Source organism: Streptomyces sp. NPDC056161 (assembly GCF_042268025.1).
Lineage (GTDB): Bacteria > Actinomycetota > Actinomycetes > Streptomycetales > Streptomycetaceae > Streptomyces.
On the sequence record NZ_JBHJUV010000005.1, the window covers coordinates 1 to 16,621 of the forward strand.

The 16,621-nt window shown below is 73.5% G+C and carries 12 protein-coding genes; 5 read left to right on the forward strand and 7 right to left on the reverse strand.

Features of this window, described 5'->3' with window-relative positions; genetic code table 11:
• On the forward strand, positions 1–97 hold a 97-nt coding region (locus tag ACFC09_RS06460; protein WP_376524717.1), incomplete at its 5' end, for an acyl-CoA dehydrogenase family protein.
• 166 nt (positions 98–263) lie between these two features.
• Here ACFC09_RS06460 and ACFC09_RS06465 read toward each other — a convergent pair.
• Together ACFC09_RS06465 and ACFC09_RS06470 are read right to left on the reverse strand one after the other, a co-directional pair.
• A complete protein-coding gene (locus ACFC09_RS06465; protein WP_376524428.1) occupies positions 264–2,549 on the reverse strand; it encodes an FUSC family protein in 2,286 nt (761 codons plus the stop codon).
• Positions 2,550–2,691: 142 nt separating this feature from the next.
• Positions 2,692–3,765, reverse strand: a complete 1,074-nt coding sequence (locus ACFC09_RS06470) for an alkene reductase (protein WP_376524429.1) — start codon at positions 3,763–3,765, stop codon at positions 2,692–2,694.
• Positions 3,766–3,900: 135 nt separating this feature from the next.
• Between ACFC09_RS06470 and ACFC09_RS06475 the strand changes: the two genes are divergently transcribed.
• The 4 genes from ACFC09_RS06475 to ACFC09_RS06490 all read left to right on the forward strand — a co-directional run bounded on the left by ACFC09_RS06475 (position 3,901) and on the right by ACFC09_RS06490 (position 10,135).
• A complete protein-coding gene (locus ACFC09_RS06475) occupies positions 3,901–4,353 on the forward strand; it encodes a MerR family transcriptional regulator (protein ID WP_376524431.1) in 453 nt (150 codons plus the stop codon).
• Between the two features lie 358 nt (positions 4,354–4,711).
• A complete protein-coding gene (locus tag ACFC09_RS06480) occupies positions 4,712–5,917 on the forward strand; it encodes a cysteine desulfurase-like protein (protein ID WP_376524433.1) in 1,206 nt (401 codons plus the stop codon).
• A 208-nt stretch (positions 5,918–6,125) separates the two neighbouring features.
• Positions 6,126–7,211: an NAD(+)/NADH kinase gene (locus ACFC09_RS06485; protein WP_376524434.1), complete on the forward strand. Its 1,086-nt coding sequence runs from the start codon at positions 6,126–6,128 to the stop codon at positions 7,209–7,211.
• A 656-nt stretch (positions 7,212–7,867) separates the two neighbouring features.
• Positions 7,868–10,135 (forward strand): M4 family metallopeptidase, encoded by a 2,268-nt coding sequence (locus ACFC09_RS06490; protein WP_376524436.1) that lies wholly within the window; start codon positions 7,868–7,870, stop codon positions 10,133–10,135.
• A 176-nt stretch (positions 10,136–10,311) separates the two neighbouring features.
• On the opposite strand, the gene ACFC09_RS06495 is transcribed toward ACFC09_RS06490, so the two are convergent.
• From ACFC09_RS06495 to ACFC09_RS06515, 5 genes are all read right to left on the reverse strand, one after another.
• Positions 10,312–12,534, reverse strand: a complete 2,223-nt coding sequence (locus ACFC09_RS06495) for a glycoside hydrolase N-terminal domain-containing protein (RefSeq protein WP_376524438.1) — start codon at positions 12,532–12,534, stop codon at positions 10,312–10,314.
• A gap of 321 nt (positions 12,535–12,855) precedes the next feature.
• Positions 12,856–13,830 (reverse strand): CAP domain-containing protein, encoded by a 975-nt coding sequence (locus tag ACFC09_RS06500; RefSeq protein ID WP_376524439.1) that lies wholly within the window; start codon positions 13,828–13,830, stop codon positions 12,856–12,858.
• A 448-nt stretch (positions 13,831–14,278) separates the two neighbouring features.
• The gene (locus tag ACFC09_RS06505) at positions 14,279–14,917 is read right to left on the reverse strand and encodes a LysE family translocator (protein ID WP_376524441.1); all 639 of its coding nucleotides are present in this window, start codon (positions 14,915–14,917) and stop codon (positions 14,279–14,281) included.
• A 109-nt stretch (positions 14,918–15,026) separates the two neighbouring features.
• A complete protein-coding gene (locus ACFC09_RS06510) occupies positions 15,027–15,524 on the reverse strand; it encodes an HIT family protein (protein WP_376524442.1) in 498 nt (165 codons plus the stop codon).
• Between the two features lie 103 nt (positions 15,525–15,627).
• The gene (locus ACFC09_RS06515; RefSeq protein WP_376524443.1) at positions 15,628–16,572 is read right to left on the reverse strand and encodes a GNAT family N-acetyltransferase; all 945 of its coding nucleotides are present in this window, start codon (positions 16,570–16,572) and stop codon (positions 15,628–15,630) included.
• Positions 16,573–16,621 lie beyond the last annotated feature (49 nt).

Below are 16,621 nucleotides of genomic sequence, written 5' to 3' on the forward strand. Positions count from 1 at the left end.
TCCGGTGGAGCGGATGATGCGGGACGCGAAGATCACGCAGATCTACGAGGGGACCAACCAGGTCCAGCGGGTCGTCATGGCCCGCAACCTCCCGTGACGGCACCCGGCCACACCGTGACGGCACCGTGAGTGGTCGGCACGCGCCCGCGGACCGGCCCTGACGTCGGGCCGCGGGGCCTTCGGGTGGGCTCGCGGTGCGTTCAGGGTGTGCGTTCAGGGTGTGCGCTCGGGGTGTGCGCTCGGGGTGTGCGCTCGGGGTGTGCTCAGTCCGCGTATCTCTTCGCGGCGGCGGCCAGTCCGGGCTGGAGGCGCCGGGCCGCCGTCAGATGGTCGGCGGTCCAGATGATGCGGACCGCCGTGTCGGAGGCCCGCCCGTGCTCGTCCAGCAGATCGCGGCGCACGGACGCGACCAGACCGGCCGCGAACTCCCGGCTGGGCGGCAGCGGTTCGGGCACCGGGCACCCGTCGTCGAGGCACGCGGCCAGCTCCCGGTACCAGCCGGTCACCCGGTCGGCCGAACGGAGCAGCACGGGCCGGGCGGCGGCCCGGTCGGCCTCGGCGGGCGGGGCACCGGCCCGCCGCCACAGGCCCAGCACCGCGTCCGCGGCCAGGCGCAGTCCGACGATGCCGGTGACCAGCGTGGTCATGTCGGCCAGCGGGACGTGCTTGGGGCCGCGCTCGGCGAGATAGCTGCGGAAGGCGTCGTCGAGCCGCCGGGCCGACGCGGCCGCCCGGCGACCCGCCTCCAGCGGGGCGTCGGCGGTGACCGCCGGCCCGCCGCACCTGCCCACGGCGTACTCCACCGCTTCGGCCAGATACCGGGCGCTGTCGGTGTACGCGGTGGCGAGCGCCCGGTCCACGGCGGCCGCCGCGCCGCGCGGCCAGAAGAACAGCCCCACCAGCACGCTCACCGCACAGCCGAGGGCGATGTCCTGGGTCCGCAGCAGCGCGATGTGCCAGTCCGGGTCCCTGCCGATGTTGAACAGCACGACGAGCGTCACCGTGAAGGCCGCCTGACCCGCCGTGAAGGAGATGGCGGCCGGGGCGACACCGGCGACGAACACGGCGAGCGGCAGCAGCAGCCACAGCGCGGTGCCGTGGTGGCCGATGAGTTGCAGCAGCCCCGTGCCGACGAGCGATCCCGCGATGGTGCCGGCCAGGGCGCGGATCGCGTTCTGCCCCGTGCTGAGCGCGTTCGAGCGCAGCACCGAGAGCGTGCCGAGCAGCACCCAGAACGAACGCTGGACGCCGGTCAGGTCGGCCAGGGCGACGGCGATGCCGAGCCCCAGGGCGCCGCGCAGGCTGTTGTGCAGCCAGACCGAGTGCCGCTGGAGATGGGCGGCGGCCCGCTCCCGGGCGGCGGCGAGCGGCTCGGTCAGTGCCCAGGGCTCACGGCCGAGCAGCCGCTCCCGCCAGCTCCGTCGCTCCGCCGCCGCGGCCACCTGGACGTTGCCGGTGATCTGTAGGGTCGCGAACCCCAGCTCCTGCGCGCGGAAGGACACGTCCAGGGTGCCGAGGAAGGCGCGGACCTCGGACTCGGTGCCGGGCGGGTGGTGCACGGGCAGCCGGGTGGTGGCGCCGAGTTCCAGGCCCTGCACGGCCTTGCGGAGATCCGTCACGGCGGCGGGCAGCGAGTCCGGTGCGGCACGTGGCTCGGTGAGCAGGGCGGCGGCCCGGTCGAGGGCCGTGGCGGCGGCCCGCTGCACGGCGTGCGCCTCCGTGTCGCAGTGACGGCAGTCGGCTGCGGGCCGCGCGCTGTGTCCCACGATGGCGGTGAGCCAGGTCAGCTCGTCGACCAGGCGGACGACGGCGCGCGAGCCGACGGACAGACCGGTGGGCCGGTACGGAGTCGCGTCGAAGGCGGAGCGCAACTCGGCGGCCGCCGCGGCGGTCTGCGCGCCGAGCCCGTCGCAGTGCCGCTTGGTCGGCGCGTCCGCCGCCCCCGCCGACCGGGCGACATGGGCCCGCAGTTGCGCCGCCGCCGCACGGCACACCCGTGCGGCCGGCGCACTGAGCGGGTCCGCGATGGGCCGGGGCCACAGCAAGGAGATCGCCAGCAGGGCGGCCAGTGCCGCGAGCCCCGCTCCGGCCAGTCGGACGGGAAGCTGGGACAACGGCGCCGGCGAGGTCACGGGGAGGACGAACGCCAGCAGCAGCGCGGTCGTCGCACCCGCCAGCACGGAGCTGACGACACCCGAGAACAGGATCAGGAAGCCGGTCACCACCATGACGGCCACCGCGAGCCAGGTCATCCGGGCCACCACCGTGCCCAGGCAGATCAGCACCGCCCAGGCCGCCGCCAGACCGAGGTGCGCCCGCAGCCGCTGCACCATCGGACCGGAGAAATCGACCAGCAGCAGCATCGAGAAGGACCCGAAGGCGGCGAAGGTCGCCATCTGGGACGACCCGATCACCCGGTTGCACAGCGCGAACAGGGCGGGCATGACCAGGGCGGTGCGCCCGGCCCGACGGGTCGCCGCGAGATCCGGATCGTGCGCGCGCAGCCAGGCCAGGAGCCTCGCCGGCCGGGCGCCGCCCAGTTTTCCCATAGGCTCGCGCACCTCCTGCGGCCGGCCCGCCCGCCTGCCCCGTCGTCGCCAGTATCGGCCACACGCCCGGCGGGCACCCGGTGTGCCGCGCCGGACAGCCGTTACCGGACCGGCCGGGCACGCCGTTCGGGGGGCGGACGTGTCAGGCCGCGTGCCGGTAGGCGGGGTAGGTGAGGTAGCCGGCGTCGCCTCCCTGGTAGTAGGTGGTCTCGTCGACGGGGGCGATCGGGAGTCCGGTGCGCAGCCGCTCGACCAGGTCGGGGTTGGCGATGAAGGCCCGCCCGAAGCTGACGAGGTCGGCGCCGAGGCCCAGCCAGCGGTCGGCCGCGGCCCGGTCGGTCTGCCGGGGGCCCATGGGCAGCACCGGGTTCATGATGAGGGCACCCGGCCAGGCGCGGCGCAGCCGCAGCAGCGTCTCGTCGTCGGCGGTGGCTTCGAGGTGGACGTAGGCGAGTCCGAGGCGGGCCAGCTCGGCCAGGAGCGCGGTGTACATCTCGACGACGTCGGTCTCCTCGACGCCCCAGAACCCGCCGCCGGGGGAGAGGCGGATCCCGGTACGGGCGGCGCCCACCGCGTCGGCGGTCGCGGCGGCGGCCTCGACGGCGAACCGGATCCGGTGGGTCGCCGAGCCGCCGTAGCGGTCGGTGCGCAGATTGGCGTTGGTGGAGAGGAACTGCGAGATCAGATAGCCGTTGGCGCCGTGCAGTTCCACACCGTCGAAGCCCGCGTCGACGGCCCGCCGCGCGGCGTGCGCGTACGACTCCGCCTGCTCGGGCACCTCGTCGGTGGCCAGCGCGCGTGGTTCGGGCGCGGGCTGCGGCCCGGTGGGTGTGAACACGTCGCCGACCGCGGGCACGGCGGACGGCCCGACGGGCCGGTGCCCGGTGGTGTCCGGGTGGGACACCCGTCCGCCGTGCATGATCTGCGCGAAGATCCGGCCGCCGTTGACGTGCACGGCGTCGGTCACCGTGCGCCAGGCCGCGACCTGTTCGGCGCTGTGCAGCCCCGGCGTACCGGGGTTCGACTGCCCGATCAGGCTGGGCTGCGCCCCTTCCGAGACGATGAGCCCCGCCGTGGCCCGCTGGGCGTAGTAGCGTGCCATCGAGGGCGTCGCGAGACCGCCCACGGCGGCCCGTACCCGGGTCATCGGTGCCATGACCACACGGTTGGGCAGAGCCAGTCCGCCGAGCCGGTAGCCGGTGAAGAGGGTTGTCACGTCGAGTCTCCTTGGTGCTTCGTGCACTGTGGTGCGTGGTGCGTGGTGCCCGGAGACGGGCACGGTGGTTACGCTAGAACCTGACATCGACGTCAGAGGCAAGTTCTGTGTGACGGTTCACAGCCGGGAGGCGGCATGCGCATCGGGGAATTGGCGTCGCGGGCCGGGGTCAGCGTCCGGTCCCTGCGCTACTACGAGGACCAGGGGCTGCTCACCAGCTCCCGCAGCGCCAGCGGCCAGCGGCATTACACGGAGAGCGAGGTCGAGCGGGTCTCGTTCATCCAGCGGCTGTACGCGGCGGGACTCTCCAGCCGCACCATCGCCGAACTGCTGCCCTGCGTCGACTCGCCCAGCGAGGAGACGTCCGACGCCGCGCTGGAGCGGATGGCCCAGGAACGCGACCGGCTCTCCGAGCACATCGACGACCTCATCCGCACACGTGGGGCGCTGGACACGCTGATGGCGGCGGCCCGGACCCATCGCGACCGGCTGCGTTCGCCGCGGGCGGCGGCCGGCCCGGCCCCGGCCGCGGCCTCGGACGGGGTGCCGGAGACGAAGAAGCTCGAAGTGAGGGCCGCGCGGGCGTAGGCACCGTGCGGGCGACGTGCACCGGCGCGCCGGTCCGTCCCGGTCGGCGGCCGCGCGCATCCACGCATTCGCGGCCTGCCCGTCCGTGGCAGGCAGCCGTCCGCGCCTGCGGCCAGCCCGTCCCCACCCGTGGCAGTCGTCCGCACCCGCGTACCGCGCCGTGTCCGTCCGTACCTCCGCGCGCCGTCCGTAACTCGCGCACCGGCCGTCCGCCCCACCGGTGCACCGCCCCCCAGGCCCGCCACCGTCCGTCCCCGACCGCGCACCGAGACCTCCGCCCTCCCACGGACCCGCACGGTCGCCAGGACCGTGTTCCGCCGACGGCCCGCGATTCCGCCCGCACCCACAGGAGCCCTACGTGACGTACGACATCAGCGCCCTCCGCGCCGAGTTCCCCGCCTTGGACGCGGGGATCGCTCACTTCGACGGACCAGGCGGCACCCAGACCCCCCAGGCCGTCATCAGGGCCATCGGCGACGCGCTGGCACAGCCCCTCTCCAACCGGGGCCGGCAGACGCCCGGCGAGCGCAACGCGGACGCCCTGGTCACCGGGGCCCGTCAGGCCATGGCCGACCTCCTCGGCGCGCAGCCGTCCGGGATCGTCTTCGGGCGCAGCGCCACACAACTCACCTACGACTTCTCCCGTACGCTCGCCGCGACCTGGGCGCCCGGGGACGAGGTGGTCGTCACCCGCCTGGACCACGACGCCAACATCCGCCCCTGGGTCCAGGCCGCCGCGCGGGCCGGCGCCACCGTGCGCTGGGCCGACTTCGACCCCGCCACCGGCGAACTGACCGTGGACGACATCCGTGCCGTGCTCTCCGAACGCACCCGGCTGGTCGCCGTCACCGCCGCTTCCAACCTGATCGGCACGCGTCCCGCGATCACCGGGATCTCCCGCCTGGCGCACGACGCCGGGGCGCTCACCTACGTCGACGGCGTCCACCACTGCGCCCACACACTGGTCGACCTGGCGCGGCTCGGCGCGGACTTCTTCGTGTGCTCGGCCTACAAGTTCCTCGGCCCCCACCACGGGGTGCTCGCCGCCCGGCCGGAACTGCTGGAGAGCCTGCGCCCCGACAAGCTGGAGCCCGCCACCGACGTGGTCCCGGAACGGTTCGAACTGGGCACGCTGCCCTATGAGTTCCTCGCGGGCACCCGCGCGGCGGTCGACTTCCTCGCCGGCCTCGACCCGCGGGCCACGGGATCGCGGCGCGAGCGCCTGGCCGCCGCGTACGAGGCACTGGAGGGCCACGAACGGACACTGCGCGCCCGGATCGACAAGGGGCTGTCCCAGCTCGACGGCGTCACGGTGCACTCCCGGGCCGCCGACCGCACCCCCACCCTGCTGCTGACGTTCGAGGGCCGTGGCACGACGGACGCCTACCACTTCCTCGCACAGCGTGACGTCCACGCACCGGCGGGCTCGTTCTACGCCGTCGAGGCATCCCGGCGCCTCGGCCTCGGCGACTCGGGCGGTCTGCGCATCGGGCTCGCGCCCTACAACGACACGGAGGACGTCGACCGGCTGCTGACCGGGCTGTCCGAGTACCTGGCCCGCTGAGCGGTCGCCGGGACCCCGCGGCGACCGCCGGCCGGGGCCCGCGGCGACCGCCGAGGCCCGCGGCGACCGCCCGAGGCACGCGGCGGCCGCCGCGGCGCGGGCGGCGTCCGGCGGCGTGGCATGCGATGACGTGGCAGGCTCGATGGTGACCCTGCCCGGTGCGCCGTGTCGGCGCGGCCCCGTCGGCCCCGTGTCCCTGGAGGCGGTTATGACCGTGAGCCGGATCGGCCTGGTCGTCCACGGTGGACGCGCACAGGCCGCACAGGCCGCACAGGCCGTCCGCGAGTGGGGAGCGGAGCACGACGTGCGCTGTGCGGACATCGACGTGTGGCACGACGGCGGGCGGCACGGCGTCGCCGAGGAGATCGCCGCCGCGGGCGACCCCGATCTCATCGTGACCCTCGGCGGCGACGGCACTTTTCTGCGCGGTGCCCGGCTGGCGGCGGAGCACGACGCCCTGGTCCTCGGCGTCGATCTGGGCCGGGTCGGCTTCCTCACCGAGGTTCCCGCCCCGGCTGTGTGCTCCGCGCTGGACGCCGTCCTGGACGGGCGGATCAACGTCGAGCACCGCATGCTGCTCGCCCTGCGGGCCTCCTGCCGCCTCCAGGTGCCCGCCGGCATGGAGGCGCTGCTGCGGTACGGCCGAGGCCCCCTGCTGCCACCGCCCCGCGTGCGCGTGGACTGCGAGAGCGGCGACGAGTGGGGCGTCGCCCTGGACGTCACCGCGCTGAACGACGTCGTACTGGAGAAGCTCGCCCGCGACCGGCAGGTGTCCGTCGGCGTGTATCTGGCCGGCCGGCTCCTGGCGTCCTACTCCGCCGACGCGCTGTTGGTGGCCACCCCCACGGGTTCGACCGCCTACAGTTTCGCCGCGGGCGGCCCCGTCGTCTCGCCGCGCGCGGACGCCCTGATCTTCACGCCGGTCGCCCCGCACATGGCGTTCAACAGGTCGGTCGTCGCCGCGCCCGACGAACCCATCGCGCTGCGCGTGCTCGAACGTTCGGGCCGGGCCGCGGTGAGCGTCGACGGACAACTGCGCGGGGTCCTCGACCCGGGGGACTGGATCGGTGTGTACGCGTCCCCGCGCCGGCTCCGTGCGGTCCGGCTGGGCCCGATGGACTTCTACGGCCGGCTGCGCGACCGCATGAACCTCACCGACGCGCCGGCCGCGCTCGCCGACGGCTCCGCCGCCCCACTGTGGCCGATCACCTCGCCCCCACCTCGTGACCTGGCGCATCTCGCGCTTCCGCACGTGGACGCGGGCGGCCCGTCGGCGATCGGCCCGGCGTCCTGACGGCGCGAGGCGTCCGCCCGCCCCACCCTCCCGCTGCCGTCGGCGGTGTCGGGCCCGGCGCCCCGGGAGCGACCGGGGCCGCGGCGGTGAACGGGTCCATGCCGCCGGTCGCCACGACGACGCGGCCGCGCCGGCGGCGCGGCGACCTCCACCCCGCGGCGGTCGGCGGATCCGGCTGACCGGCCCCGCGTGCGGGCCGCCGATACGGCACGCCTCATAGGGCATTTCGCACCGGGCCGCGGCCCCCGACACCCAGAACTCCTCGATGTCCGGGCCGCCGTGCCGTGTCCGGCCGTCCGCGGCAGGGGCCAGGACCCGCCACGGGGTGTCCGGCCGTGCGCGTGCAGGTCGTGTCCGGCTGGGTGCGGCCGTGTCCGGCCGAAAAGTAGTGGCCCGAGCGGTCGAACGGCAGTCGGGAGCGGCCATTTTGAGCCGTAAGGTTGTTCTAGGCATGACAGTTCAGTGGGTGAAGTGTCACTCTGCTGAACGCACCTTCACACCTTGTCCACGGGGCACTTCCGCAGGCGGGCCGCACAGCCGCCGTTTCCTGCGGTGCCCCGTCCACCCGCGCGCCGCCGGACGGCCGTACCAGGCCCGACCCGCTCTCCCGGTCTCCCGGTCTCCACCGAGACCGCCCTCACAGAAGGAGAACGCCCTTGTTCCGGCAGGACCGTCACCCCACCCGTTCCAGATGCACCGCCGCCCTGGTGCTCACCGCCGTGAGCGCCCTGCTCGCCACCGGTGTGCAGGGCACCGCCGCCGTGGCCGCCGACCGCGGCGGCCCGGCGAAGATCAATGCCGTCCCGCGGGCCGCCGCGGCCCCCGCGCGGCTCTCGGCGGCGAAGCGCGCCGCGCTGCTCAGGAGCGCCACCACGTCCGCCGCGTCCACCGCGAAGGCGCTCGGCCTCGGCGCCGGGGAGAAACTCGTCGTCAAGGACGTCGTGCAGGACGCCGGCGGCACCACCCACACCCGCTACGAGCGCACCTACGACGGTCTGCCCGTGCTCGGCGGCGACCTGGTCGTGCACGCCGACGGCGGTCGGCTGACGGTGTCGAAGGCGACCGGGGCGGACCTCGCCGTGCCGACCACCACACCGAAGGTCTCCGCCGCCACGGTGCGCACGAAGGCACTCGCCGCCGCGACCGAGGCCCGCACGGTGCGCCCCGGCGTCGACCGCGCCCCGCGCCTCGTGGTCTGGGCCGCGGCCGGCCAGCCCGCGCTGGCCTGGGAGACGGTGGTCGGCGGCGTCCAGCGCGACGGAACGCCCAGCGAGCTGCACGTCGTCACCGACGCCGTCTCGGGCAAGCGCCTTGACAGCTTCGAGGGTGTCCAGACCGGGACCGGGACCGGTCAGTACAACGGCACGGTGCCGCTCGGCACCACGCTCTCCGGCTCGACGTACCAACTCGTCGACGGCGACCGCGCCGGACACCGCACCTACGACCTGAACCAGGGCACCTCCGGTACCGGCACCCTGTTCACGGACGACAACGATGTCTGGGGCGACGGCACCCAGAGCAACCGTCAGACCGCGGGCGTCGACGTGGCCTACGGAGCGGCCGCGACCTGGGACTACTACAAGGACGTCTTCGGCCGCAACGGCATACGCGACGACGGAGTGGCCGCCTACAGCAGGGCCCACTACGGCAACAACTACGTCAACGCGTTCTGGTCCGACAGCTGCTTCTGCATGACCTACGGCGACGGCTCCGGCAACGCCAACCCGCTGACCGCGCTCGACGTGGCCGCGCACGAGATGAGCCACGGCGTCACCAGCGCGACCGCCGGCCTCACCTACTCCGGCGAGTCCGGCGGTCTGAACGAGGCGACCTCGGACATCTTCGCCGCCGCGGTGGAGTTCCACGCCGATCTCACCGCCGACGTGCCCGACTACATGGTCGGCGAGAAGATCGACATCAACGGCGACGGCACCCCGCTGCGCTACATGGACGAGCCCTCGAAGGACGGCGTCTCCCGCGACTACTGGAGTTCCACGCTCGGCAGCGTCGACGTCCACTACTCCTCGGGCCCGGCGAACCACTTCTTCTACCTGCTGTCCGAGGGCAGCGGCGCGAAGACCGTGAACGGGGTCGCCTACGACAGCCCGACCTACGACGGCCTGCCGGTGACCGGCATCGGCATCGACAACGCCCAGCGCATCTGGTACCGCGCCCTCACCACGTACATGACGTCGTCCACCGACTACGCGGGCGCCCGCACCGCGACGCTCCAGGCGGCCGGCGACCTGTTCGGCGCCTACAGCCCCACCTACCTCGCCGTGGCCGACGCGTGGGCGGCGATCAACGTGGGCCGGCGGATCGCACCGGGCGTCAACGTGGCCCCCGTCGGGGACCAGATCAGCGGCGTCGGGCAGGAGGTGTCCCTCCAGGCGGACGCGTTCACCACCAACACCGGTGCGGGACTGACCTACACGGCGACCGGACTCCCGGACGGCCTCTCCATCAGCGGCACGGGACTGATCTCCGGCACCCCGACCACGATCGGCACCAGTGACGTGACCCTGACGGTCACCGACGACACGGGCGCGAGCGCCACCGTCTCCTTCGGCTGGCGGGTGGCCGACATCTTCGCCAACGCCACCCGGGTCGACATACCGGACGCGGGCGCGGCGGTGGAGTCCTCGATCACCGTCTCCGGCCGGACCGGCAACGCCTCCGCCACCACCCAGGTCTACGTCAAGATCGTGCACACCTACCGGGGCGACCTGACCGTCGACCTGGTCGGTCCGAACGGGACCGTCTACTCGCTGCTCAACCGCAGCGGCGGCGCGGCCGACAACGTGGACCAGACCTTCACCCTCGACGCCTCCGCGCAGCCCGTCGCCGGAACGTGGAAGCTGCGGGTCCAGGACCACGCCTCGATCGACGTGGGCTACCTCGAACAGTGGCAGCTCGTCCCCTGATCCGTCCCGAACAAGGCCGTCGCCCCGGGCAGGTGCCCGGGGCGACGGCGGGCGGTGGCGGGGCCGTCGGCGCCCCGGCCGTCACCGGGATCCCGGCCCTCACGCCGACGGGGGACCGGGGTCCGGGGGCCGGTCCGTCGTCCCCGGAGTTCCGCTGGCCCGGCCGCCAGGACGGATCAACGCCACTCGTAGCGGCGCCCCGCGACCGCCTTCAGCGTCGTCTCGCCGTGCTTCAGCAGGGCACTGCGCACGGTCAGCCGGCGGGTGCGGGTGGCGGTGATCGCCACCTGCGTGGGCTTGCCGTCCACCCAGTCGATGTCGACGACCGCACCGCCGCGGGCGCGCAGCCCGCGCACCGAGCCGTCCGACCAGGCGGCGGGCAGCGCGGGGAGGATCTCGACGACGCCGTGCTGGCTCTGCACCAGCATCTCCACCACCCCGGACGTGGCACCGAAGTTGCCGTCGATCTGGAACGGCGGATGGGTGTCCCAGAGGTTGGGCAGCGTCGACGACTTCAGCTGCTCGCCGAGCATCCGGTGGGCGTGGTCGCCGTCGCGCAGCCGCGCCCAGAAGTTGATCTTCCAGGCTTTCGACCAGCCGGTGCCGCCGTCGCCGCGTGCGGTCAGCGACACCTTGGCGGCCTCGGCCCAGGCGGTGCCCGGCTCGATCTGCCGGCCGGGGTGCAGCGCGAACAGGTGGGAGACGTGCCGGTGGTCGTCGGTCGGGGCGTCCAGGTCCTCCTTCCACTCCTGCAACTGGCCCCAGGACCCGATGCGCAGGCCGGGGTCCAGAGCGGCCAGGGCCTGTTCGACCCGCTGCCGGAAGGCGGCCGAGTCGCCGAGGATGCCGGCGGCCTCCAGGGTGTTGGTGAACAGGTCGTGCACGATCTGCTGCGACATGGCCGCGCCGACCGTGAAGTCGCCGTGCTCGGGGGAGTAGCTGGGGGTGACCACGAGCCTGCCGTCGCGCGGGTCGGCGCGCAGGTTGTCCAGCCAGAACTCGGCGGCCTCCTTCATCACCGGGTAGGCCGTGGTGCGCAGGTAGTCCGTCGAGCCGCCGAACCGGTAGTGCTCGTAGAGCTGCTGGGTGAGCCAGGCCGCCGCCTCCGGGAACCAGAAGGAGGTGGCCCAGTCGTGGACGCCGGTGAAGCCGTACGGGTTGGTCTCGTTGTGCACGACCCACCCGGCCGAGCCGAACATCTCCTGCGCCGTGTGCCGCCCGGGTGCGCGCATGGACTCGACGAAGCGGTCGTACGGGGTGGTCGTCTCGGGGAGGTTGGCGGCCTCGGCGAGCCAGTAGTTCATCTGCAGATTGATGTTGACGTGGTAGTCGGCCGACCAGGGGGGCGTGGTGCTCTGGTTCCAGACGCCCTGGAGATTGGCCGGCAGCGAGCCGGCCCGCGAGGAGGCGATCAGTAGATAGCGGCCGTATTGGAAGAAAAGGGATTCCAGGGCGCGGTCCGCGGGGCTCGCGCCGCCGCTGTAGGAGGTGAGCAGCCGGTCGGTGGGGACGTCCGGCGGGGACGACTGGCCGATGTCGAGAGCGACGCGGCCGAACAGGGCGCTGTGGTCGGCGACGTGCCGGGCCTTCAGCGCGTCGTACGGGTACCCGCTCGCCTGGTCGACGGCGCGGGTGACGGCGGCGTGCGGGTCGGCGCCGCGGTAGCCGGGGTGGGTGTCGGCGTAGTCGGTGCCGGCCGCGAGCACGAACCAGGCGCTGTCGGCTCCGGTGACGGTGACCGTGCCGTCGGCGCCGGACGACACGGTTCCGCCCGAGCTGCGGACCTGGACCTGGGCCTCGAAGCGCAGCCCGTTGTCGGCGAGCGTGCCGCGCACGGTCAGCCGTCCGCCTGCGGAGGTCGCCGTGAAGTCCTTGCGGGGCGAGGAGTAGCGCAGGGTGAAGCCCACCAGGCCCGGCTGGTCCGCGGCCAGCCGTCCCACGATCACACCGTCCGGGTACGAGGCGAAGAACTCCCGTCTCCGGCGCACCTGTCCGTCGGTGTAGGCGACCGCCGCGACGCCGTTGTCGAGGTCGAGCTCGCGGCGGTAGTCGTTCGCCGCCGGGGTGCCGGGGAGGTCCAGATGGAGGTCGCCGAAGGTCTGGTGGGCGCCGAAGCCGACGCGCGACTGGCCGAGCCGGCCGGCGACGGCCTCCGGCGTGAGCCGCCCCTGGCGGTCGAGGTCGTCCTGGACGGCCTCGATGGCGCCGGGGCGCGGGGTGCGCCAGTCGCCGTGGTCGTAGCCCTGTGCGGAGCCCGGGCCGCCCGTCCACAGGGTCTTCTCGTTGAACTGGACGTGTTCGGAGGCGACGGTGCCGAAGACCATGGCGCCCAGTGCGCCGTTGCCGATGGGCAGCGCCTCGCGTTCCCAGTCCGCGGCCGGTGCCGTGTACCACAGCACGGAGGGCTGGACTGGCCGGACAGTCGCTGCCGAGACATCCGATGACTCTTGGGGGGGCGGCCTGGGCAAGACCGGAAGCCGCCCCGCCTAACGCTGCGCTGCCAGCCGCGAGGGCGCTGGCCTTCAGGGTGGTTCTACGGGAGATGAAACGCGACTCTTCAGACATGCCTGGGAAATTAGAGGTCCGATCACCTCTCGGCAAGGTCCATGACAAGCCGAACAGCTTCCGGGCCGGCGGAGCGAATGGCGGACCGGTGACTGGTGTCGCGGCGGGCGGCCGACGGCATCGCGTCGGCCACCCGCCTGCGGACTCCTCGTCGGCTACTTGGGGGTCCCGAAGTCCTGGGTCCAGTAGCTGCCCGGCTGTGAGAGACCGACACCGATCTCCTTGAAGCCGCAGTTGAGGATGTTGGCCTTGTGGCCGGGGCTGGACATCCAGGCCGACATCACCTGCTCGGGAGTCGAGAAACCGTAGGCGACGTTCTCGCCGTAGGCGCTCCAGGTGTAGCCGGCCTTGGTGATGCGGTCGCCCGGGGAGGTCCCGTCGGACCCGGTGTGCGACATGTTCTTGTGGGCCGCCATGTCGTCACTGTGCGCCTGTGCGGCCTTCGTCAGGGTGTCGTTGAGCTTGAGGTCCGAGCAACCCGCCTTGCCGCGTTCGGCGTTGACGAGTTCGAGGATGCGGTCGGCGGTCGCGGACCCGGTGTCGGTGGCCGACGGGCTGGGCGAGTCCGTCGCCGACGGGCTCGGCGAGTCCGCGGGCGTGTCGCTCGGGGCGGGCGCGGCCGTCGACGAGCTGGGCTCGGGGGCCGGCTCGCTGGGCGGCTTGGGCTTCCAGTGGTGGTGCCGCGTCGGCTTCGACTGCGGCCGGCTCCCGGGTTCGGGGGCGCCGGTCTGCGACGTGTCCGGCGCGGCGGTCGGCTGCTCGGGCGCACCGGCCGAGGGCTGCTCGGGCGCACTGCCCGGTGCCTGCGGCGCACCGCCGGGGGCCTGGGGCCCACTGCCCGGTGCCTGCGGTCCACCGGCCGGCGGCCGGCCTGCCGCCCCGCCCTGGCCGCCGCCCCCGGGGGCGGGCCACTGCTGGTTCGCGCCCTGGTTCCAGTCCCGATGCCAGTTGCCGTTGCTCCACCAACTCGTCCCCGCGGCGTTCGCCGCGTTGCCGGACTGCTGACCCGAGCCGCCCGGACTCGCCCAGTCGGCGCGGGCCATGGCGGCGGACGGTACGCCGACCACGCCCACGGCGAGGGCGGCGACGAGTATGCGCCGGTATGTGTTGTTCTTGCGATGGTTCCCCATGCGTGACCTCACTCGGTGATCGCCGAGCGCCCCTTGCGCGGCTGGCTCGCTGCGTGGACCCGCCCCCGGACGGCGGCGATGTCGTGCGCGTCGATTCTCAGGAGAGATTCATTTGCGGCGCAAAGGGCCTCGGTACTACCGCACCTCGTAGGTGGCACGCCTCTTGTCAGGACATTGCAGCCGTGCAGGCCCGCATTTCACGGACCGTCCCGATAGCCGTCGACCCGTCAGAAACCATTTGCTGCAAAGAATCCGGTGAGTACGCGGAGCGAGCGAGGACGGCCCATTTCCGGGCGGGGCGGACACAGATACCAAGACGGACAAATCCAGAATGTCGCCGGACCGGTGCCTACTATCGCAGAGGGCTAATTCCCGGAGTGGCTGTGATACATATCACGGAACTATGGGTTTCCTGTCCCCCTCGGCAGCCCGGTCCCGGTCCGCGCGGTCAGTCCTTGCGGCCCGTCGCGGCCACGGTCACCCCGAGTCCGATCATCGCGAGCCCGCCGACTCCGCCCACCAGGGAGAGCCGTCGCGGGGAGCGGGCGAACCAGTCCCGCGCGGTGGCGGCGACCAGACCCCAGACGCTGTCCGAGGCGATGGCGATGATGTTGAAGACCACTCCGAGCAGCAGCATCTGGGCCGGCACATGGCCCCGGCCGGGTTCGACGAACTGCGGCAGGACGGCCGCGAAGAACACGATGGTCTTCGGGTTGGCCACCCCCACCGCGAACCCCTCCCACAGCGTGCGCAGGCTCCCCCGGCCGGCCTCGTCCGCGGTGAACGCCGCCCGCAGGGAGCCACGCTGCCGCCACGCCCTGACGCCGAGGTACACCAGGTAGGCGGCGCCGGCCAGCTTCAGCACCGTGAAGACGACGACGGAGCGCTCCACGACGGCGCCGATCCCCAGTGCCACGGCCCCGACGAGCACATACGCCCCCAGTGTGTTCCCGAGGACGGTGGTCAGGGCCGCGCGCCGCCCGTGCGCCAGTGCCCGCCCGATGACGAACAGCACGCTGGGCCCGGGAATGACGATCAGCACGAACGACATCGCGGCGAAGGCGAGCAAGCGGTCGGCAGACACCATGCCCCCATGCAAGCACGCGCCGCTCGCCACGGTCAGCCGGTTTTCCGCCCCTGCCGGGGCGGCGGACAAGGCGGCGTGAAGGGCCGCGCGCCGGGTGCAGGAGCGGCCGTCAGCGGGAGCGAGCGGCCAGGGCTTCCCGCAGCCGGGCCGCCGTCTCCGATTGCTGCTGCGGGGTCGGGGACAGCACGCCGTGCTCCGACATCAGCGCGTGGAACTGCTGCCGCTCGTAGGGCACTCCCGGCGGCAGCCCCGCGATGTGCCAGTGCAGATGGGCGTTGCCCTGCTGGCTGCCCAGCGAGAGCAGATACGTCCGCTCCGGCGCGAAGACCGCCTCCACGGCCGAGGCGACCCGGTGCACCACACCCATGAGCCGGCCGAACGCCCCTTCGTCCAAGTCCCGCACCACATGCTCGGCATGGGCCTTCGGCGCCACCAGTACCTTGCCGGGCAGGGTGGGCCACCGGTCCAGGAAGGCGAGGTGGGCCTCGTCCTCGTACACCACCTCGTGCCGGTACCCCGGATCCCCGGCCACCTGTGCGCAGACGAAGCACGGCCCGGTCCGGGCCCGGACCGCGTAGGTCCGCAGGTCCATCGCTGTCCGCTCCATCCCGGCCACCCCTCCTCGACGGTCCGCACACGGGTCACGAGACCCTGGAACACGCGGCTCCAACGGCCGAGTCTGCCATCGGCCGGGCGCGGCGGGGCGGCGGTCAGAAGGAGTCGCCGAACCAGTGGACGGCGCCGGGCGCGGTGACCGTGGCCCGGACGGCTTCGCGCGGCGCGAGCAGGGGACGGGCCATGCCGGTGTACTCGGTGACCGCTTCGGCCGCGGGCAGCAGCCGGCGCACCGCGCCCCGCACCTCCGGGACGTCGGGCAGCCGTACGACGGCCTCGGTGCGGCCCGCCGTCCGGGCGCGGGCCGCCACGGCGGCCAGCAGGGCGTGGGCGGTCGCGGCCGGGGCGGGGCCGGTGACGGCGATCTCCACGATCTCGGTCCGGTGTGCGGGCAGCCGGGCGACCGCGAAGCCGCCCGGTTGAGCCGTACCTCCTGCTCCGGTGGATTCGGTGACCAGGGTGAGGCACGAGTCGTCGTACCAGCGGGGGATCCGGCAGCGCCAGTCCTCCTCGGTACGGACGGTGGTCAGTGGCCGTTCCCGGTCGAACCGTGCGCGCAGGGCCATGAGCCGGGGCAGGTCGTCGGGGCCCGCGGTCCGGATGCCGGGGCGTCCCGGGACGGCGACGGCGGCCGGGAGGACACCGTGCCAGGACGGCGCCGGGAACGTCTCCCAGCCGGCCGACCGGTAGACCTCCGGCGTCCCGGTGAACAGCAGCGACCAGGCGCACCCGTCGGCCGTCATCGCCTCGGCCGCCGCCGTCATCAGCCGTCTGACCAGGCCGCGTCCGCGCGCCCGGGGGAGCGTGGCGACGCTGCCGACACAGCCGACCCGCTCCACCGTGCCCGTGGCGGACCGGATCGGCCGGGGCAGGCAGTGCACGGCCGACAGGATCCGGCCGTCCTCGACGGCGACGAACGTGCGGTCGTGCCGGCCCGGATCGCAGCGCCAGAGGGCGAGCACCGGGGCATCGCCGAACGCGGTGTGCCACAGGTGCGCCAGCGACACCTCGTCGTCCGGGGTCGCGGTCCGGAACTGCATACGGTGCCTTTCTTGAATGAATCAGATGAATAAGATGAATCGAGGGAAT